Source organism: Muricoccus roseus (genome assembly GCF_900141905.1).
GTDB lineage: Bacteria > Pseudomonadota > Alphaproteobacteria > Acetobacterales > Acetobacteraceae > Roseomonas > Roseomonas rosea.
On record NZ_FQZF01000049.1, the window covers coordinates 1 to 20221 of the forward strand.

10 protein-coding genes are annotated in these 20221 nt (G+C 69.6%); 2 read left to right on the top strand and 8 right to left on the bottom strand.

What is annotated here, in order from left to right; all coding sequences use genetic code 11:
* Nucleotides 1-6284, bottom strand: a 6284-nt coding sequence (locus BUB97_RS24010; RefSeq protein ID WP_073140075.1) for a LamG-like jellyroll fold domain-containing protein, incomplete at its 3' end; no start/stop codon positions are given.
* A 174-nt stretch (nt 6285-6458) separates the two neighbouring features.
* On the opposite strand from BUB97_RS24010, the gene BUB97_RS24015 reads away from it, so the two are divergent.
* Nucleotides 6459-7226, top strand: coding sequence for a DeoR/GlpR family DNA-binding transcription regulator (locus tag BUB97_RS24015; protein ID WP_073140078.1), 768 nt, complete (start codon nt 6459-6461; stop codon nt 7224-7226).
* A gap of 44 nt (nt 7227-7270) precedes the next feature.
* On the opposite strand, the gene BUB97_RS26630 is transcribed toward BUB97_RS24015, so the two are convergent.
* The 6 genes from BUB97_RS26630 to BUB97_RS24045 all read right to left on the bottom strand — a co-directional run bounded on the left by BUB97_RS26630 (nt 7271) and on the right by BUB97_RS24045 (nt 13564).
* Nucleotides 7271-9730, bottom strand: a complete 2460-nt coding sequence (locus BUB97_RS26630) for a right-handed parallel beta-helix repeat-containing protein (RefSeq protein WP_073140082.1) — start codon at nt 9728-9730, stop codon at nt 7271-7273.
* 374 nt (nt 9731-10104) lie between these two features.
* A complete protein-coding gene (locus BUB97_RS24025; RefSeq protein ID WP_073140085.1) occupies nt 10105-10902 on the bottom strand; it encodes a substrate-binding domain-containing protein in 798 nt (265 codons plus the stop codon).
* A gap of 73 nt (nt 10903-10975) precedes the next feature.
* The gene (locus tag BUB97_RS24030; RefSeq protein ID WP_073140088.1) at nt 10976-11317 is read right to left on the bottom strand and encodes a hypothetical protein; all 342 of its coding nucleotides are present in this window, start codon (nt 11315-11317) and stop codon (nt 10976-10978) included.
* Nucleotides 11318-11385: 68 nt separating this feature from the next.
* Nucleotides 11386-11826, bottom strand: coding sequence for a hypothetical protein (locus tag BUB97_RS24035; RefSeq protein WP_073140092.1), 441 nt, complete (start codon nt 11824-11826; stop codon nt 11386-11388).
* Between the two features lie 87 nt (nt 11827-11913).
* Nucleotides 11914-12282 (bottom strand): hypothetical protein, encoded by a 369-nt coding sequence (locus BUB97_RS24040; RefSeq protein ID WP_073140095.1) that lies wholly within the window; start codon nt 12280-12282, stop codon nt 11914-11916.
* A gap of 130 nt (nt 12283-12412) precedes the next feature.
* A complete protein-coding gene (locus BUB97_RS24045) occupies nt 12413-13564 on the bottom strand; it encodes a tetratricopeptide repeat protein (RefSeq protein WP_073140098.1) in 1152 nt (383 codons plus the stop codon).
* A 400-nt stretch (nt 13565-13964) separates the two neighbouring features.
* Here BUB97_RS24045 and BUB97_RS24050 point away from each other — a divergent pair, with 400 nt between their 5' ends.
* On the top strand, nt 13965-19784 hold the full coding sequence (locus tag BUB97_RS24050; protein ID WP_073140102.1) for a glycosyltransferase: 5820 nt from the start codon (nt 13965-13967) through the stop codon (nt 19782-19784).
* A gap of 89 nt (nt 19785-19873) precedes the next feature.
* Here BUB97_RS24050 and BUB97_RS24055 read toward each other — a convergent pair.
* On the bottom strand, nt 19874-20221 hold a 348-nt coding region (locus tag BUB97_RS24055), incomplete at its 5' end, for a UDP binding domain-containing protein (protein WP_245818305.1).

The following is a 20221-nucleotide window of genomic DNA, read 5'->3' on the forward strand; positions in this document are numbered from 1 at the left end:
TCACCGAGCCCGCCGGCCATGCTGTCCGCGCCCGCGCCGCCGACCAGCCGGTCGTCGCCGGCACCGCCCAGCAGCTGGTCGTTCCCGCCATTCCCGACCAGCGCGTCCTCGCCATCCAGCCCGGAGAGGATGTTCGCCCCGTCGGTGCCGAGGATGCGGTTGTCGAGCGCATTGCCCGTGCCCGAAACCGCCGCGCCCTCCAGCATCAGCTTCTCGACATTCGCGCCCAGCACGTAGTCGATCCGCGCCGTCACCCGGTCGTAGCCCTCGCCGGCCAGCTCCACCACCACGTCCCCGGCATCGTCCACCATGTAGCCGTCATCGCCCAGGCCGCCGAACATCTGGTCGCTGCCGGCACCCCCGAGGAGACGGTCGTCGCCGCCGAGACCCGCGATGATATCCGCTCCATCGGTCCCGATCAGGCGATCGTTCCCCTCGGTCCCGTTCACCGGGTTCGGCTGCGGGGCAAGGCTCTCCCCCAGATTCACCACCAGAAGGTTATCGTAGGAGACGCCGGCATTGCCCCAGTTGTAGAGCCCGACGCTCCCCTGCTCCGTGTCATGGATCTCGATGGGCACGGTGAAGAGAGCCGTGCCGTTCAGCCAGGCCTGCAGCTTGCCATCGACGATCTCCGTGCGGAGATGGTTCGTGCCGCCGGTGTCGTAACGCGCGGGGCCCTGCCAAAGGGTCTGCTCGATGCCGCCCTTCAGGCTGAAGAGCTGCGGCAGCCCGGTTTGGTTGTCGACCTCCAGCTTGTAGTAGTTGTTGGCGTCCTTGTAGTGCAGAAGAACGCCCACGCCGCCACCGGCCGGCGCGGTGAAGTCCAGCTCCACCGCATAGTCCTTCCACTCGGACGCCCCCTGCCCCTCATAGAGGGCGTAGGCGCCCTTACGCAGCGCATGGATGCCGTCGCCAAGCGGGCTCCAGTTCAGGCTCCACTCCGCCGTCGGCGCGGTGTCGCCGCTGCCGCCGAGCTCCCGGCTGTAGCGGTCCGCCTCCTGCACGAGCGCGCCGTCCTTGACGGACCACTTGGCCGCCGCGCCGAGCTCACCCTCATCCACGAAGCGCCAGCCCTGCGGCACGCCGGCGGAGAAGCTCTCCCGCACCAGGATGTCGGCGGCGGAGATGACCTCGACCTTCACCGTATCGGAGGAGCTGGCCTCGCCATCGGTCAGGTCCAGGCGGACCAGATGCGAGCCCGTCCCCAGCTTGACAGACGCCTCGGCGCCGTTCGCCAGGACCTTGCCTCCCTCCGTCCAGACGATGCTGTCGGCCGTGTCGGCGCCGAAGCTCGAAAGGGCGGAAAGGTCGATATCAGCGAAGCCGTCGCCATCCGTGTCGATCACCCGGATGGTCTTGCCGGCATCCGCGAGCAGGGTTCCCCTCTGGACCATCACGTCGTCGAAGATCACCTGCCGCTGGCCCTCCGACCAGAGGCCGACCGAGCCACCCGAAAGCGGGCTGGCCGCGTCCGTCACCACGCCGCCGAACAGCGCCTCACCGTCCAGCGTCGCAAGCAGCTTCGCGTCGGACACCGCCAGCTTCACCTCCATCGCGCGGTCGAAGGGCGTCGTGCCCTTCTCCTGCGCCAGGATGGTCGCCACGCCGTTCTGCACCTTCAGCAGCGTGTGGGTGTTGTCGGCGATGTCGAAGCTCAGGCGGTAGTGGTTCCCGGCATCCTTGTAGTAGGCCACCAGCCCAAGCCCCTGCTGGTCCTCCGCCAGCAGCGTGGCGGAGACCGTGTATCCGGACCAGGCCGCGCTCCCCTCACCCTGCCAGGCCATGATGCCCGCGCCGCCGTCATAGGCACGGAGCACCGCCGTCCCGGCCGCGATGCCGCCCACCTGCACCTCGCGGGACTGCACGCTGCCCGCGACCTGCCAGTTGCCGCCCGGGCTCTGCCAGCCCGTGGCATTGCCGTCATTGAAGTCGTCATGCAGCAGCGTGCCGGCATCCGTCACCGTCACCTTCACCGCGTCGGTGCTGACCGTGCCCTCTGCATCCGTCACCCGCAGGGTCAGCCCGTGCACGCCGGCCCCGAGTGAGACCTGCGCCTGGGCCGTGGTGGCGATCACCTCGCCATCCGCGTTCAGCCATTCATAACCGATGACCTGGTGCTTCGGGTCCACCGTCGCACCCGCATCGAGCGTGACCAGGGCTTCCTCACCCTCGGCACCGGCCGAGACCAGCCGGTCATCGCCGGCCTTGGCGCGGAACTGCGCCTGGACAGCGCCGAGATCCACCCCTTCGACCGTCTCCTGGTGCTCGAGGAAGGAGCCGGTGAGCTGCTTGCCGCCGCTGTCGCCGATCGTCTGGCTCATCGTGCCCGTGCCGAAGCTCGGGGTGAAGTCGCCATCGGTGAAGTCGAACTGAACCGCGTTCACGCCCTCGATCGGGCCGCTGAAGGGGCCGGAGGCGGTCGGGCCGCCGAGCTGCGCCACCTCCTGCTCGCTCAGCGCCTTCTCGACGAAGGCGAAGGAGGACAGGGAGAAGACCGGCGTCTCGCCGCTGTCATCGGCGAAGATCAGGAAGCCCTTCTCGGTGATGTTGAAGACCGCGCCCACGGTCTGCGCGCCCTGCAGCGCGCCATCCACATACTTCTTCAGGGTGAAGGTCGAACCTCCCTCCCCGATCCGCTCCAGCGTGAAGACCACGCGGTGCCAGCCATCCAGCGGCAGGTTCCCCTCGTCCTGGCCGTTGGTCCCCACCAGCGCGAAGCCGTTGCGGAAGTTCAGCCAGAGATCCCCGTCGGTGATGTTGTTCAGGTCGCTCTGGAAGAACACGCCCAGCCCGTCCTGCTGCGGCAGGAAGAGGTCATAGACCAGGGTGTAGGCATCGAAGGTGCTGCCGCCATCCTTCGGCGCGAAGCCCGGCGTCACCTTGATGCCGTTGTTCGGGTTGAACTTCGGCGCGCTGACGACATGCGCCTCGCCGCCCGGCAGCTCCGGCAGGCCCAGCCCCTCGGCCGTGCCGAAGGTGACCGGCTGGATCGTGACGTCGGGCGTGCCGGTGTCACCGCCGCTGCCATCGCGCGAAGGCTCCGGATCGCCGCGGGACCCCGTCAGATACTCGCCCTTCGCGGAGAGATAGGTCTCCGTGTAGAAAGCACCCGTGTCCGGGTCGATGGTCACGAGACGAATTGCGCCGTTCCCGCCATTGCCGCCCTGCGTCGGGTCACCATTGCCCGTCACCTCGAGCGACACGCCGTTCTGATAGTTCACGAACATCTGGTACACGGGCTCGCCAGCCTCGTTGTAGCTGACGATCGTCTCCGCGCCGTCGCCGAAGACATGGCCGGAGAAGACGAAGGACACATTGGCGTGCTTCGAGATGAGGCCCTGCCACATGTCCTCGCCGTCATTGGCATTCTCGGCGCTGCCGCCGATGCCGTAATCCTTGCCCGTGCCCTCGCCGAAGAGGGGGCCGGAGTAGTTGTCGGCCCGCGTGCCCATGTTCGTGTAGTGGTGCGTGGTCAGGATCGCGCGGTGGTCGGAATGCGCGTCCAGCACCTCATCGGCCCAGCGCAGCACGTCGTCACGCGCCCCGAATTCCAGGGCGAGCACGATCCACTTCGTGCCATCCGCGCCCTCGAAGCTATACCAGGCATTATGCGTCTTGTCGGGCTCCTGGTCGTAGACGCCGCCCAGGGTGGAGTGCTGCTTCATGTAGTCCAGAGAGAAGTAGTCGGACTGCATGGAGTCATAGCTGTTGGCGCTGCCGCCGCTGCCCTGGTCGTGGTTGCCAGGCAGCATGGAATAGGGAACGACGCCGTTCAGCTTCGCGAAGGCATCCTTGGCGATGGCCCATTGCGAGGCGCCGTTGCTCGCCACCACGTCACCCACGCTCATCACGAAGCGCAGGTCCATGGTGGCAGCGTTGTCGGCCAGCCACTGGGTCATGCCGTTCAGGATGGCCTGGCCCTGGCCCGCGAAGACATAGTCCTGCGTGTCCGGCAGGATGGCGATGGTATAGGCATTCTCGCCCGCCATGCGCAGGCGGAACTCATCGGAAACGCTCTGCCCCGTGCTGTCCGTCGCGGTCACGGTCACGTCGTCGAAGCCGATCCCGCCCAGCGAGAGGACGAGCTTGCCATCCACCACCTCGGCGCCGGTCACCGTGCGCCCGTCGGAGGTGGTGACGGTGTAGGTCAGCCCCTCCCCTTCGAAGACCCCGGAGAGGTCGATCTCCAGGCTCTCCTGCGCGGGGGTCACCCGCTGGTCGGCGATGCCCTTGACGAGGCTCGGCCCGGCGGAGAGCCCCACCTCCTCCATGCTCCCCGGCCCATAGGTGGGGGAGAGGTCGCCATTGTCGAAGTCGAACTGGGTGGCCGTCCCGGTCGCGGGCGGGGCCTGGATGATGCCGCCGGCCTTCGCCGCGCCGAGATCCGCGATCTCGCCCTCGGACATGGCGCGGTCCGTCAGGTGCAGGCTGTTCAGCCAGCCCGACCAGGTCTCCCCGTCCTCGTCGGCCAGCACCATGAAGCCCTTGGCGCCGTCGATGCCGAAGCGCGCCGCCTCGACGCTCTGCTCGCCCACCTTCGTGCCGTCGATGAACTTGCGGAGAATGGCCGTGCCATCCTCCCCGGCCTCGACCGTGATGGCCACGCGGTGCCACTGGCCGAACTCTATCGCGCCGTCATACTGCCCGGCGACGCCGAGGCCGATGCTCCCATCCGCCTGCAGCTTCAGGAACAGCTCGGCATCGCCTTCACCGGCCTGAAGGAGCGCGCCGAAGCTGCCCTCCTGCCCCTCGGGGATCAGCAGGTCGTAGATCAGGGTATAGGACGCCATCGCGCCGCTGACGCCGGGATTGATGGCGTAGCCCTCGCCCGGCTCCGTCGCGGGGAAGCCGAGCAACCCGTCATTCTGGCTGCCGGGCAGCGGAGCCGCGCCGAGCTCATCCGCCTCACCGAACTCGGTGCCGTCCAGCGCCCGGCGGGCCATCGTGCCATCGCCGAAGCTGGCGCTGAAATTGCCGCCCTCGAAGTCGAACTGCGTGGCATTGCCGGGGGCATCGCCCGCCGTGAAGATGCCGCCCGGCGTCATGCCGCCCAGGTCCTTCATCTCATCGGCCGAGAGCGCCACATCCGTGAAGGCGAAGCCCGCGAGGAAGCCGCCCGCCGTCTCCAGATCCTCGTCGGTGAGGATCAGGAACCCGTTCGTGCCATCCAGGGTGAACCGGGCGGTCGGGACGGTCTGCGTGCCCACCAGCTCGCCATCGATATACTTGGCCAGCAGCGAGTTGCCGCCGCCCTGGTCCGTCACCGTGAAGCCGATGCGGTGCCAGCCGCCGATCGTCGCCGCGCCCTCGTACTGGCCAGAGATGCCCGAGCCATAGGCGCCGTCCGAGGTCTTGCGGAGGAACAGGTCGCCATCGCTGGCGTTGCTGAGATCGGTCTGCAGCAGGCCGGCATAGTTGGCCATGCTGTCCGGGTCGAGCTGCAGGTCGTACACCAGCGTGAAGGTGGTGATCGCCCCCTCGATCCCGGGCTTCACCAGATAGCCTTCCGCGCGGTCCGCGGCGGGGAAGCGCATCACGCCCTCCTCCGTATCGGGCATGGGCGGCAGGCCGAGCGAGGCGAGATCCCCCACCTCGCCCGCCTGGGCCGCGGCGCGCGGCGCCATGCTGCCGGGGCCGAAGCCGGCCGAGAGGTCGCCCGCGGTGAAGTCGAACTGCGTCGCACCTGGCCCGGCTTCGGCCTCAGGCAGAATGCCACCCGCCTTGGTGCCGCCGAGCGCCGCGATCTCGGCCGCGCTCATCACCTCCGCCTCGAAGAGAAAGCCGCCCAGCGCGCCGGAGCGGGTTTCCCCGTCCTCATCGGCCAGGATGAGGAAGCCCTTCGCGCCATCGATGGTGAAGCGGGCGGCGTCGACCTCCTGCGTGCCAACCAGCTTGCCGTCGATATACTTCGAGAGAAGGCTGGTGCCCTCGCCCTGGTCCTGGATGGTGAAGGCCAGGCGGTGCCACTCCCCGTAGCTCAGCGCGCCTTCATAGACGCTGCTGATCCCCACCCCGCCCGTGTCGCCCTGCTGCCGCACGAACAGGTCGCCGTCGTCACTGTTGTCCGGGTCGACCTGCAACAGGCCGGCGAAGGCATTCGCCCCATCCGCCGAGAGCAGGATGTCATAGACCAGCGTGTAGCTGCCCAGGGCGCCCTCGACCCCCGGCTGAACCTTGTAGCCGCCGGAAGGCGTGGCGGCCGCGAAGGCCAGCGCATGGCCCGGCGCGCCCGGGAAGGCCGGCAGGTCCTGGCCGGCGACGGTGTCGAAAAGGCTGGTGGCCACGATGGGATGCTCCGTGCTTGGCGACGGGGCTTTTCCCTGATAACCGGGTCACTTTGATGAAACTTTGGTATTTCTTGTCTTTCAGCGCATAACTTTCACCTACTCACACGAAACGCCACATCTTTCCACATTCACACCTTGCCGTCCGCCCATGCCTCCGGCAGCCTTTGCACGATGTGGTCCCAGGAACGGCACAACCTCATCCTCGAAAAGCTCAGGGCCCAGCGCCGCATCGCGGTGGATGGGATGGCGGAGGAACTGGGCGTATCGCGCGAAACGGTGCGGCGCGACCTCGTGGATCTGGAGGCAGCGGGCTTTCTCCGGCGTGTCCATGGCGGGGCGGTGCTGACCGAGATCGCGCCCGAGGAGCCCTTCGCCCGCCGGCTGCAGCTGCGCCGCGCGGAGAAGACCGCCATCGCCCGCGCCACCCTTCCCCTGTTGAAGGCGGGCGAGACCTGCTTCGTGGATGCCGGAAGCACCACGGCCCTGCTGGCCGTGGAGCTGTGCCGCCTGAGCGGGCTGACGGTCATCACCAACTCGCTGGAGGTGGCACAGGCCTTCCGCGCCCAGGGCGCCGCCCACCACACCATCCTGCTCGGCGGCCGTGTGCAGCCCGACATGCCCGGTACCTCCGGGGAGGCGTTGATGGCCGAACTCTCGCGCTACAGCGCGGATGTGGCACTGGTCTCGCCCATGGGCCTGCATCCGGAGGAAGGGGCGACCAGCTTCATCGCCGCGGAGGCCGAGATCGCCCGTCAGATGGTGGGGCGCAGCCGGCGCACCATCCTCCTGGCGGATCATAGCAAGCTCGGCGTGGTCAGCCGCGCGCAGGTCTGCCCCTGCGCCCGGATCGCGGCCCTGGTCACGGATGCGGCGGGCCGGCCGCATGCGGCGGCCTTCCGCGGGGCCGGGATCGGCGAGGTGGTCGTGGCGGAGACCTAGGCGACCGCCAGGCGGCCGGGGGCCTAGGCCCCCGGCCTGTCGGATCAGCTCCAGGCAAAGTCCTTGGCGGAGAGATCGGCCAGGGACACGCCGTGCAGGTTGATCACCGCATCGGTCGCGCCATCGCCATTCGCATCCACCTGCAGCAGGTCCGGCCCGTCGACGAAGCGGGCCTCGGACTCGTGCCCGCCGGTGAAGGCACCCGCACCGAGGAAGGTGAAGTCACCCCGCAGCATGTCCTGGAAGACCAGGCGATCGTCACCCGCGCCGAAATCCATGATCCGATCGGGTGAGGCGGCCGTGGAGGAACCCGCGGTGAAGACGAAGCGGTCCGCCCCGCCGCCGCCCGTGAGATACTCCGAGCCGCTCCCGCCGATCAGCGTGTCAGCCCCGCCGCCGCCCAGGAGCGTGTCGTTGCCCGCCCCGCCATCGAGAGAAGCCGCGCTGCCGCCCGAGACGGTGATCCGGTCCCCGGAGGCACCGCCGAGAACGGTCTCGACATTCGCGACCGTCACCGCATTCCCGCCCTTGGCGAGCATGAGCCGATCCACGCCGCCGCCGAGATCAACCGTGGCCGAGAGGGTCGCCGCCGAGAAGACGAGCTGGTCCCCGCCGGCACCGCCCTGCACGAACTCCGCGTTCGCCACCACGAGCTTGTTCGCCCCCGCCGAGGACAGGAACAGCCTGTCCACGCCGGCCCCGAGATCGACCTCCACGTCCTGCACCGCCTGGCCGAGCGTGACCTGATCCCCCGCGATCCCGCCCCGGATCGTCTCCGTGTTGAGGACGGTGACGGAGTTCGGGCCGTTGAAGAGCGTCAGCGCATCCTTGCCGCCACCCAGATCGACCGTCATCCCCGCCGCGGACCGGCCGAGCGTGATCGCATCCGCGGCGGAGCCCCCGCGCAGCGTCTCGGCCCCGCTCACGGTCAGGCTGTTGGCCCCGGCCGAGGAGAGGAGGAGCTCGTCCTGCCCATTCCCCAGCTCCACGGCGATGCCCTTCTCCGCGTCGCGCAGCGTGACCTTGTCGGCCGCTCCGCCGCCCAGCACCGTCTCGACATTCGCGACCGTCAGGGCATTCGGCCCGTCCGAGGCGAGCACGAGCTGATCCTGACCCGCGCCGAGGTCCAGGCTGATGCCGGACGCGGCGTGGGCCAGCGTCACCGCATCAGCGGCCTTGCCGCCGGCAATGCTCTCCACATGGTCCACGACCAGCCGGTTCGCGCCGGCACCGGACAGCACCAGCCTGTCCACCCCGCCACCGAGATCCACGGTGATGCCAGAAGCCGGGGCACCCAGGGTCACCGCATCGGCCGCGCTGCCGCCCAGGATGGTCTCCACATGCGAGACGGTCAGCGTATTCGCGCCCGAGGAGGAGAGGAGAAGGCGGTCGAAGCCCCCGAGCAGATCGATATGGCCCTTGGACATCGCCTGCTGAAGCGTGACGCTGTCGTTGCCGCCGGTGCCCTGCCCCGCTTGCCCCGGCTGGGTAGGCGCGGGAGCCGGAACCGGTGCCGGGGTTGGGGTTGGAACTGGAACAGGGGCAGGCGTCGGGACCGGCGAAGGCGCGGGAGCCGGCTGGCCCCCCTCCCATGGGGAGGAGGTATCGAGCGCGGGCTCCTTCGCCAAGGTCGCGTTGCCCGACACCTTGGCAGGCCCCGAGGCCATCTGTGCCGGGCTGAGGCCGAACACGTCATTGCCGGTGACGGAGGCGGTCGCGCCGGTCTGGTTGTAGAGCAGCCGCGCGCTGGAGCTTCCGAGCTCGTTGATGAAGCTGTTGTCGCTCATCTGCAGACTGGAGCCGGCATGGGGCGTTCCCTCGCCGCCGAAATGCACCATCGACGGATTCTGCGAATGCGGCCCCTGCACGATGACATTGCCCGTGAGCACCGCCTTGCCGCCATTCGGCAGGTCCACGCCATAGCTGCCGGTGCCCTTGGCGCCATCGACGATCCGGCTGTCCGTGATCACCGTCTGATGCGCGCGGCTCTTGATCTGGTGCCCCACCACCGCATCGTGAAAGTAGCTGTCGTCGATCGTCAGCTTCGCGATCTCGCCCACATAGAGGTTGTGGGTGCGACCGTCGCCCGCGCCGTTATGCGCGAATTCCGAATCCCGGATGGTGATGGTGCCGTTCGCGGACGGGTTGCCGAGCAGTCCGTTCTGGTTGTGGTGGAAGTAGCTGTCCTCGATCACGAGGTTGCCGGCCTGGTAGCGGATCCCCGCTCCATTGTCGTCCGGCACCTTTGCGCCGGAGAAGGACAGGTTCCGGATCGTGACGTCGGTGTTGGTGACAAGGATGCCCTTGCCGTTCGGCGGGGCGGTGGTCGCCACCATGTTCACCATCCCGCCGACGCCCTGGATGGTGATCTTCGTGTTGATCGTCGCGAAGTCGTTCACATAGGTCCCGGCCCGCACGGCCAGAACGTCGCCGTCATGAGATGCCGCGACGGCCGCGGCGATGGTCTTGTAGGTCTGGTTCGGGCCAACATTCAGTGTCGTCAATATTACAACTCCTACGCGGCTTGGTCATGCCGTCCGCGCGGCGGGGCAGAGGTGGCGCCATCTTCGCCTGCCCTGGGGCGCCGTCCCGCAGCGTGATGAGAACGAGGCAGGCGGGCCGACTAACACCGCTCCGAATTGGCGTTGGAACCCGCGGCGCGATGCCGGGCGGGCCGGCACTCCGCGCCTGTGGCCCAGCTGGCACAGAAATGCAGCAGCGGGTTGTGCGCCGGACGTCCAATTCTGGACATGCCTGCCGTGAAAAGAACCGGTCCGGTTTCCCGGACTTCCTCTCACCCCGGCCCGCGGCTCCGCTACTCGCCGTCGCGGAGAGAAGGCGGGGGGCTGGCCGCGACGACACGGCCCGCCCCTCGCCTTCACCCGGCGCGCGGGGCCGTCATCGGCTCAAGCCCGGTGCGGGCGAGCACCGGCGCGGCCTCCGGCGAGGCCAGGAAGCGGATCAGCGCCCGCGCAGCCTCCGGCTCGCGTGCCCCCATCGCCAGCCCCGCGCAGAAGATGGTCGGCTCCTGCACCGCCTCCGGAATGGTCCCGACATAGGCGATGCCCTCAATCGGCAGCAGCTCGCTGACCTGCTGGAAGCCGATCTCGGCTTCACCCCGCGCCACGACGCTGCCGACCCGCTCGCTGTAGATGCGGCGGCTCTTGGGCATCACCTGGTCATGGATACCAAGGCGCCTGAACATCTCGGTCTCAATATAAACGCCGCTCGCGCTCGCCGAATAGGCGATCGACTTCGCGTTCAGAAGCGTCTGGCGGAAAGCGTCGACCGTCGTGATGTCCGGCCTCGGCGCCCCGGCGCGAACCGCCATGCCGATCAGTGATCGGGCGACATCCACCCGGCTGCCCGGCTGCGCCAGGCCCTTGGCCACCAGCGCCTCCAGCCCGTCGGCGGCGAGCAGCAGCACATCAGCCGGCTCACCCCGGCTCAGCCGCTGCGGGATGGCATCCGGCGCCGCGCCCATGGAGGCACCCTGAACCGTGTGAAGGCTGTTCCCCGTGTTCCGCTCGAAATCGGGGCCCAGCAGCCGGTAGGCGGCGGTCAGCCCGCCGGAGGTCATCACCCGGACCTCCGCCGCCGCGGCCGGGCGCGCGGCCAGGGGCAGGCCGGCAGCCCCCATCAGCAGGGCCCTGCGGCCCAAGGCGAAACCTGGCATGGCGTCACTCCTCCCTTGCGGGGAAGCCTAGCCAGCTTTCGTCCCTGTGGACCAGACAGGCGGGATCGCCGGGCTACCGCCCCTTGTTCACCTGACGGCTGAAATTCGCCTCAATCGCACGCAGACCCGCATGCTCGGTCAGCGGTATCGGGATTCCGAAGGCGTCACAGGGCACGACGATCTTGCGGGGAATCCCCAGCAGGCGCTGGAGGGCCGAGTTCTTCCCCTCCGAATAGCCGGCGAGCTGGATGTCGAGCAGCCCGGCCACGCCGCGCTCGATGCCAATCACGCAGCCCCAGTCGCCGATCCGCCCCATGGCACCGTCGCCCGTCTCGTCCATGCGCAAGCGGACGAGGTCGCCGATCTCGTAGCGGGCCACATAGGCGCGGCCATCAGGATTGTAGCCGATCAACATCCATCAGCCTCCGCACCATGCGAGGCGCGACCCTAGCCGCGCCGTTCCTAACAAGCGGCTGACGGCTGTCAGGGCAGGAGGCTCCGGGAGGCGACCACCGCGACGACCACCAGGAGCAGCGTGCAGCTGGCCACGACAAGCCCGGCCGCCCAGGCCGGCAGAGCCGTCAACTGCTCGCTCCAGCTGGCCGCCGGGGCTGCCTTCTGATGCTTCCGCATGGCCCGGCGAGCCGGCAGCGCCACCGCCCGGCCCGTCTGGTCGCAGGGCACGACGATGCTGCGGGACACGCCGAGAAGGCGCTGCACCGCGGAGCTCCGGCGCTCCGAGTAGCCCGCCAGCTGAATGTCGAGTTTGGCGCCGGAGGCGCCCTCCACCGCGATGACGCAGCCCCACTGCCCCGCCTTGCCCATCGCGCCCTCGCCGCTTTCGCTGATGCGAAGTCGGACGAGGTCGCCCACCTCATATTCGGCGACATAGGGCCGATCGTCGGAATGGTACCGAACCTGCATCTGGCCTCCCCGCGGCGCACAGCATGAGTCGCGACAGGATAGCCGTTCTATTCCTAACGACAGGCTGATGCGGGGGCGGCGGCGCGCTCAGGACCGGTGATAGGCCAGGGCCCGGGGCTGCTTTTCCGCCCGCTCGACCGTCGCCAACGCCTGGGCGAGGTCGCGGAAGGTGCCGGCCACCCGGCCGGACGGCATCCGGGTCAGCGAGACCCCCTCCGGCCGGCGCGAGATTAGCCAGCTGAGGGAGAGATCCTCCTCCCGCAGCCCGGGGCTGGAGGGCGTGACGATCCCGATCCAGGCCTCCCCATCCTCGCCCAGATGGGTTTCGACACGCCAGGTGCCGCCCCATTCGCCCACAAGCCGTGCAGCCCAGGCGGCAGCCTCGGCCCGCTCCGCCTGTCGCATGCTGAGCGTCACCGGAGCGGGGCGCGCGAAGGGTAGGATGATCGCGGACAAGCGTGGTCCCCCTGGACAGGGTGGATCGGCAGCACGATCCACGCCCCAACGGGCCACATCACGGATTCGTGAGTCAAGAAAAAAGCGCCGTTACCCCACGCCGCCGGACCGCGTGACGGCGCGGACCCTGCTAGGAAGCCGCCCGGATGTCCTGCGGGCCGGGAAGCTTCTCCAGGATCCGGTCACGCAGCCGCGCATTCTCCGCATTCCCCGGCTCGGCCGCGACCGTCGCGGTGACGACCTCCAGCGCCCTTTCCAGCTCGCCCGCGGCGACGAGCGCATTCACCAGAACCCGCTGCAAGTCAGCGCTTCCGGGGCGCCGGCTCACGGCCGCCTCGGCCGCGACCACCGACTCCTGCATGCGGCCGAGGCCCCGATGGGCGAGGCTCAAGCCGCGCAGGGGCGCCGGGGCCTCCGGCACCAGCTCCGCCGCGTGCTGGAAGACGGCAAGCGCCTCCTCATAGGCCTTGGCCCGGAGCAGCGCATTTCCGTAATCCGTCTGGATCGCCACGTCCTTCGGCCGCAGCGCCGCCCCGCGTGCGAGCAGCTCCAGCGCATAGCCGTGCCGGCGAAGCTGCGCCGCGCGGCCCAGCTGGTGCCAGTAATTGCCGGAAACGGACCGGCGCTCCCGCACCTGCGCTCGGTAATCCGCCCAGCTCAGCCGGCCCTCCAGGGCGGTGAGGACGAGATCCTGCAGAAGCTTCGTCTGGAGCAGGAAGTGACCGATGGCATGCCCGGCCGACGGCGTCTTGAACAGCTCCGTCCCGGGCAGGGCGGCAAAGAGCTCCGCCTGCGCCTCGTCCGGCGTCATGGGGTCGTAGACCACGATCTTGCGGGCGGTCAGCGAGATCTCGGCCGCCAGATCGTCCTGCAAGAACCGGAGGCGGCTGGCCTCCGCCTTCCACCGCGTCTCATGGGGCGGCTTGGCCGGGTCCACCGAGAATTGCGGCGCGAGCATGAGCACGGTTTCGGCGCCCAGCCGGCGCGAATGGAGCGCGGCGCCGAAGCCACCCATGCTGGAGCCATAGGTCATCACCCCCTCGGGCTTCAGCACCTCGAGGTAACGCCGCGCGGCCTCCGCACCAGCCCGGCAACCTTCCGGCTGCCACCAGTGGTTCCACTTGGCCACGAAATAGACGCCGGAGACCTCGTGCCGGTCGAGGAAGTCCTTGCCGAAGGGACGCTCGTGCTCGTTCAGCGACGAGAAGGTGACGACCGTCCGCGAAGAGGCGAACCGGCTGCCCAGGACCCTGACATCCTCGTCCTCATAGATGGGGTCCATTCGTCTCCTCGGCGCCCGCGGGCGATTCTGTTATATAGCAGTGCTGCATTTGCATGACAGCGCATCATCAATAAAGGCTGACCGATTGAGCACGCAGCCCGCCAACGGCGCCCTGCGAGCCCTCTACATCCTCGCCTCCGGCCGGTCCTGAGGCATCTTCCACGTCTATCCCGGTGATTTTTGCCTTTTCCAGTGACGCATTGCACGCGTTCCGTGCACCGGTAGGCCTGCCACCACAACGCCGCCGGGCATCCGCGACAACGGCCCTGGTGGGCAGGGCGCCCGAGAGGCTAAGATCACATTTACGAGGGGTGCTGTTCAGGACGGAACCAGAGGCCGCCAGGTCGGCCACTGGTTCCGCGAAGCAGGCCCGAGACGAGCGGGAAGCAGGTTTGACGGCATGGCCTTCGTCAACATCGTCACGTCAGACCGCGGGTGGATCCTGGAGAAGCTGGCCCGTGAGATCACGGACCGCCTGCCCTACGTGACCTTCGGCGGCGGGCCGGATCCGAGCGCCGCCATCCAGTACTACGTCACCTATTCCTGCCGGACGAAGCGCCTGTCCCCGGTCGAGGTCGGGTACTTCGCCCATCTGGAGCCCGAGGGCGAGGCGCGGGAACGCTTCTTCGAGACGGCGCGCGCGGTCGAGCACTGTATCTGCCACGCGCGCCTCTATGAGGGCGTCCTGCGCGAGGCGGGGGTCGAGAACGTCACCACCATCTCCCCCGGGGTCGATCTCGAGACCTTCAGCCCCAAGCTCCGCATCGGCGTGGTCGGGCGCACCTACCACACCGGCCGCAAGGGCGAGCACATCGTCTCGCAGGTGATGGACATCCCGGAGATCGAGTGGTCCTTCACCGGCTCCGGCTGGCCCGGGGAAGCACTGGAACTGCCCGGCGCACAACTGCCCGACTATTACCGCAGCCTCGACTATGTCCTCGTCCCCGCGCTCTATGAGGGCGGGCCGATGTGCGTGGTCGAAGCGCTCGCCTGCGGCACGGAGATCATCGCGCCCGCGATCGGCTGGGTGCCCGAGTTCCCCCATGTGGAATACCGGGTCGGCGATGCGGCCGACCTGCGCCGGGTCCTGCTGGAGCTGGTGGAGAAGAAGCGCGCGCTGCGCGCGACCGTGCTCGACCGCACCTGGGATGGCTGGGCCGAGGGCCATGACCGCGTCTTCCGGGCCCTGGCGAAGCAGCACGGCCTCAAGCTTTCCAAGCCAAGCGGCGAGCCCCGGACGGCGCCGCAGCCGCAGCGCGTCGGCGTCTTCATGCATGGGAACGAGAACCGCTCCCAGGGCGGCCCCTCCGTCCGGGTGCCCCGCCTCGCGCGGGAGCTGCGCGAGAACGGCACGGATGCCGAGCTGCGCATCCATCCCGCGCCCAGGCGCTTCGAGGATGTGGACGTGGTCCATGCCTTCAACAGCTGGTCCCCCTGGTCGGCGCTCGACCTGCTGCGCCGGGCGCATCGGGCGGAGAAGGCGGTCGTCTTCTCGCCCATCCTGCTGAACCTGGCGCTGAAGGACCTGTGGGAAGGGCGGCTTGTCCAGCTCCTCTCCACCACCCAGCCGGGGCCCGCGCTCGATGCCGCGCTGGAGGAGTTCAAGCGCACGCTCGACGAGCGCCGGCTGCCCGGCGCGCCGATCGCGGAAACAGTGCCCGGCTTCCACGCCGCGGTGCAGGAGATGATCGCGCTCAGCGACCACGTCGTCCTCCTCAGCGAGCGGGAGCGCGATCGCCTGGCGCGGATCGGCGCCGCGCCCAGGGCCGGCACGGTGGTCCACAACCCCGTGGACACGACGGTCTTCGGCCAGGCCGATCCGGCGCTCTTCGAGCAGGAAACCGGGCTGAAGGACTTCGTCCTCTGCGTCGCCCGCATCGAATCCCGCAAGAACCAGGTCATGCTCGCCCATGCCCTGCGCGACACCGGCGTGCCGCTGGTCCTCGTCGGGCACGCGCCGAATGCCGCCTATCGCGAGCTGCTGGAGCGCTACCGCACCGCGAACATCCATGTGCTGGAGCGCCTGCCGCCCAATTCGCCCCTCCTCGCCTCCGCCTTCGCCGCTTCGCGCGTCGCGGTGCTGCCGAGCTGGGCGGAGGGCGCGCCGCTCGCCGCCCTGGAAGCCGCCGCGAGCGGCGCCAGCCTCGTGGTCAGCGATGAATCGGGCGAGAGCGAGTATTTCGGCGAGAGGGCGCGGTATTGCGACCCGGGCGACCCCGCCTCCATCCGGGGGGCGATCATGGAGGCCTACGAGACCCGGCGCGACGCCGCCGAGATCGAAGCCCAGAAGGCCTTCATCGCGGAGACCTATAGCTGGGACCGCCACCGGGAGCGCACGCAGGCCGTCTATGCCGAAGCGCTCTCCGCCCTCGCCCAGCGCGCCCCCTATGCCCTGGCGCCCCGCGCGCGAAAGGCGGAGCTGGCGCCGCCCCCGGCACCGGCCATCCCGGCGGACCGTCCCGTCACCATCGTCTATGACGTGACGAGCAGCGCGAACCATACCGGGCGCTGGACCGGCATCGCGCGGGTGGAGGCGGCGCTCGCCCTCACCCTCAAGGCCAATCCGCGCACGCGAATCCTCTTCGTCGCCTGGAACAACAAGGCCAAGCAGTTCGTGGAGGTGCCCTTCGAGGGCATCCGGGCCGGCAAGCTCGCCCGCTTCCTCGCCCATTACGACACCAACCCGGCCCCGCTGCTGCGCGTGCCGCAGGGGGCGCATTTCGTGGTGCCGGGCAGCGGCTGGATGCAGAACGCGCTCTATGCCGAGAATGTCGTCGCCTTCGCCCGGCGCCACGCCCTCCGCCTCACTCCGGTCATCCACGACATCATCCCGACGAAGTTCCCCTTCTGGTTCAACGACGGCTACGCGCCGCTCTTCGAGCAGAACCTGACGATGCTGCTCGACGGCGCGGCGCATGTGATCGCCATCTCGCAGGCGACGCGCCGGGATGTGGAGGAGTATGCCGCCCGCGTCATGGGGCTGTTCATCCCCGAGGTCTCGGTCTTCCGCGAGGGCGACGAGATCCAGCAGATCGCGACCGGCGAGGACGGCGCGGCCCGCGCCCGCATCGAGCAGCAGCTCGGCAGCCGCCCCTTCGTCCTCACCGTGGGCGCCATCCACCAGCGCAAGAACCACAAGCTGCTCTACGACGTGTGGCTGAAGCTGCACGAGCGGATGGGCGGGCGCTGCCCGCGCCTGGTGATCGTCGGCGGTGTCGCCTGGAACGGCCATGACGTTGCCCGCGCCCTGCGCGGCGATGCCCGGCTGCGTGACGTGGTCACCATCCTGGAAGGGGTGGATGACGAGGCGCTGGACTGGCTCTACCGGAACAGCATCTTCACCGTTTACCCCTCCCTCTACGAAGGCTGGGGCCTGCCGGTCGCCGAGAGCCTCCGCTACGGCAAGCTCTGCCTGGCCGCCGACACCTCCTCGGTCCCGGAGATCGCGCCAGGGCTGGTCGAGCTGATCGATCCGCTGGACGTGACCCGGTGGGTGACCAAGGTGCAGTTCTACGCGGGCAGCCGCGCCGCCCGCGAGATGGCGGAGCGGCGCATCGCCGATGGCTATGCCGGCTTCAGCTGGGAACAGTCGGCCGAGCACTTCCTTGACGTGCTCGCGGCCGCCGAGAGCCGGCCGTCGCTGGCCAAGCCCTATATCCTCGGCACGGTCGTGAACTTCGCTGACCGGATCGCAGCCTCTCGCCTGCGCGGCTCGGGCTGGCACCCGCTGGAGAAATGGGGGTGCTGGGCCAGCGGCAGCAGCAGCACCCTGCTTTTCAGCCCCGCGGTGCCGGCCGAGGGGCCCCTGGTCTTCGTGGCGGAGGCCCGCGCCCTCGCCCTGCCCAACACGGCCTTCGAGGCGCGCATCCTCGCCAACGGCGTCCCCGTCGCCCGCTGGCTCCTGCGCGGCAGCGGGCTGCAGACGCTGCACGCCATCGTGCCCGCCGATGTCGCGCGCCTCGCGCCAGGCGTGACCATCGAGATCGAAAGCGCCTTCCTCACCCCCCTCCGCCTCGTCACCAAGTCCGACGACCCGCGGCTGGTGGGCATCGGCATCTCGAAGGTCTCGCTCGCCTCCCTCGCCCATCTCCGCAGCGTGGCAGGCCTGTTCGGGGAGCCCCCGGCGGACCGGAAGCGGGCCGAGCTGGGCCATTCCTACAACCTGCTGCGGGACCCCACCGGCCGCACCTTCCTCGACGGCAACTGGACCGCACATCCGGCCTGGGGCCTTTACAGCGCCGAGCAGCGCCCGCGCCTCAGCATGGCGCTGCAGGACCGGCCGGGCGAGGACCTGGTGCTCGACCTCCGCCTGCGCCCGGTCGCTACGCGGAAATCGGGCTTCACCCTCCTGGCCATCGCGAACGGCATGGAGATCGGCGCAGCCGGCTTCGAGGATGACGAGCCGCGCCTCGTCTCCTTCCCCATCCCCGCCGCGATCCGGGCCATGGCTGAACCGGTGGTGATCGACCTTGTCGCCTCCGACGCCCTATCGCCGCAGGCGCTCGGCCTCGGCACCACCGAGGAGGCCTTCTCCTTCGGCATCATCTCCCTGGAGTTGCGCGCCGCGGGCGAAGGTCATGACGACCCCCGCCTCCCCGTCGCCCGCGGCGAGGCGCTGCGGCTCGGCGCCGGCACGGGAACCAGCACGGATGAGCTGGTCCGCGCCGCGCTGGGCGGCGACTGGCATGGCCCGGAGCGAGTGGCGAGCTGGTCCTTCGGGCGCAGCGGCACCATTCCGCTGCGCGTGCAGGGCTCGCTGCAGGATGGCGTGCTGCTCACCCTCGAGGTGGAGGCGGCGCGCCCTGCCTCCGGCGCCCCGGAGGTGCGGCTGGAGGTGAGCGCCGGCGACCGCCCGCTGGCGACTCACCGGCTGCCGCCGCTCCTGCCGCGCAGCATTGATGTCGCGGTTCCCCCCGACCGGATCGGCCCCCGCGGCGAGCTGGATCTCCGCCTGACCGTGGATTCGCTCGGCGCGGCGCCGGGCGGCGACGGGCGCGCGGATGAGCGGCCGATGGGGATCAGGGTCGGGCGCATCCGCAATGCCGCGCTCCCCGTCATGGCGCGCGACAAGGTGGTGGTCTTTCGCGCCCAGCCGGATACGGGCACCGCCCTTCCGGAGGCAGCGGAGATGCTGCGCGGCATCTGGTTCGGCCCCGAACGCTCCGGCCGCTGGAGCCAGGGCGATGCAGGCGGCCTTGCCTTCCTGCCGGACCCGGCCCTCGGAAAGGACTGGCGCTTCTTCGTTCTCGCCCGCTCCTTCATGGACGAAACGAAGTCCTTCGCGCCGGTGGATATCGAGATCTCCGGCGAGGTGACGGAACGCTGGTCCTTCTCCTCGGACCGGAGCGCGGTCATGGAGGTGCATGGGCTCGCGGAGCGCCATTCCGGCGAGGGGCTAGCGAGCGTCTTCTTCCGGTGCCAGGGCTCCCGCTCGCCGGCGGAGCTGGGCCTGGGCAAGGATTCCCGCCTGCTGGGCATGCAGCTCGCGGCGGTCCTCCTCACGCGGGCGGAGGTGACGGAGCAGGAGGTGCGCGACGCCTTCGCCGCCGCCCTGTCGCGCCGGGACAAGCCGCCCGAGCCGCCTGCCCCACAACCGCCCCCGCCGCTCGCGAAGCGGCCCGCCGAGGCGGCGGCGCCAGCACCGGCGCCGGCCCGGCCGGCCGTTGCGCCGCTTCCCCCGCCCCGGGCTGAGCCTCCGCGCGAGGCCGCTCCGGCGAAAGCCTCGCAGCCCCCGCCGGCCGAGGTCGCCCTGCTGGAGCGCGCCGAAGCGAAGGCGTCCGTTCCGGTGCAGTCCAACCTCTTCGACTTCTCGGCCGATGGAGAGCTAGAGCAGGTCGACCTGTTCGGCTGGTACGAAGCCGAAGCCGAGGGCCGCTGGTCACGCGCCGACCTGGCGGAGGTGATGCTGCCCGTGCCGTCCGACGCCACGGGGGAGCTGCGGCTCGAGGTCTTCGGGCGCGTCTATGGCACGGCCACGGGCGGCCCCGCGCGGGTGCGCGTGGCGCTGGAGGATGGCGAGCCCGCGGAACTGCTCTTCGAGAATGACAGCTTCAAGAAGCGATCGGTCACCCTGCGCCACGACGCGGCCGCTCAGGGAACGGGCCAGATCCGCCTCTCGCTGATCCGCCAGGACCCGATCTCGCCGGCCGATGCCGGCGAGGGCGATGACACCCGCCGCCTGGGCGTGCTGGTCCGGACGCTCGGCGTGATGTGGGCCTGAAACGCAGCGCCGCCCCGGTCATCAGCCCGGGCAGCGCCTGCGAACCATCAGGGCGGAACGCCGGGCCCCTGGACCCGGCGCAGGGCCGCTCAGGGGCGGCCGATGGATTGGTACTGGAATCCGGCCTCACGGAAGGCCTGTGGGTCCCAGGCGTTGCGGAGGTCGAGGACGGTGTTGCCGGCCATGGTGGCTTTGAGCCGCTCGGGCGAGAGGGCACGGAACTCGTTCCACTCGGTCAGCAGCACGAGGGCATCGGCGCCGTCCGCGGCATCGAGCGCGCTTTCGGCGAAATGCGTGGCGGCCGGCATGAGCTGGCGCGCATGGGAGGGCTGGGGGTCGTAGGCGCGGATGATAGCCCCGGCCTGGGCCAGCTTGGGCACGACGACGAGGGAGGGCGCGTCGCGCATGTCGTCCGTCTCGGGCTTGAAGGTCAGGCC

What these genes read in the sequence shown, in the direction of transcription:
- BUB97_RS24015 (WP_073140078.1), top strand. Translation starts at nt 6,459, where the DNA reads ATGTGGTCCCAGGAACGGCACAACCTCATCCTCGAAAAGCTCAGGGCC.
- BUB97_RS24025 (WP_073140085.1), bottom strand. Translation starts at nt 10,902, where the DNA reads ATGCCAGGTTTCGCCTTGGGCCGCAGGGCCCTGCTGATGGGGGCTGCC.
- BUB97_RS24030 (WP_073140088.1), bottom strand. Translation starts at nt 11,317, where the DNA reads ATGTTGATCGGCTACAATCCTGATGGCCGCGCCTATGTGGCCCGCTAC.
- BUB97_RS24035 (WP_073140092.1), bottom strand. Translation starts at nt 11,826, where the DNA reads ATGCAGGTTCGGTACCATTCCGACGATCGGCCCTATGTCGCCGAATAT.
- BUB97_RS24045 (WP_073140098.1), bottom strand. Translation starts at nt 13,564, where the DNA reads ATGGACCCCATCTATGAGGACGAGGATGTCAGGGTCCTGGGCAGCCGG.
- BUB97_RS24050 (WP_073140102.1), top strand. Translation starts at nt 13,965, where the DNA reads ATGGCCTTCGTCAACATCGTCACGTCAGACCGCGGGTGGATCCTGGAG.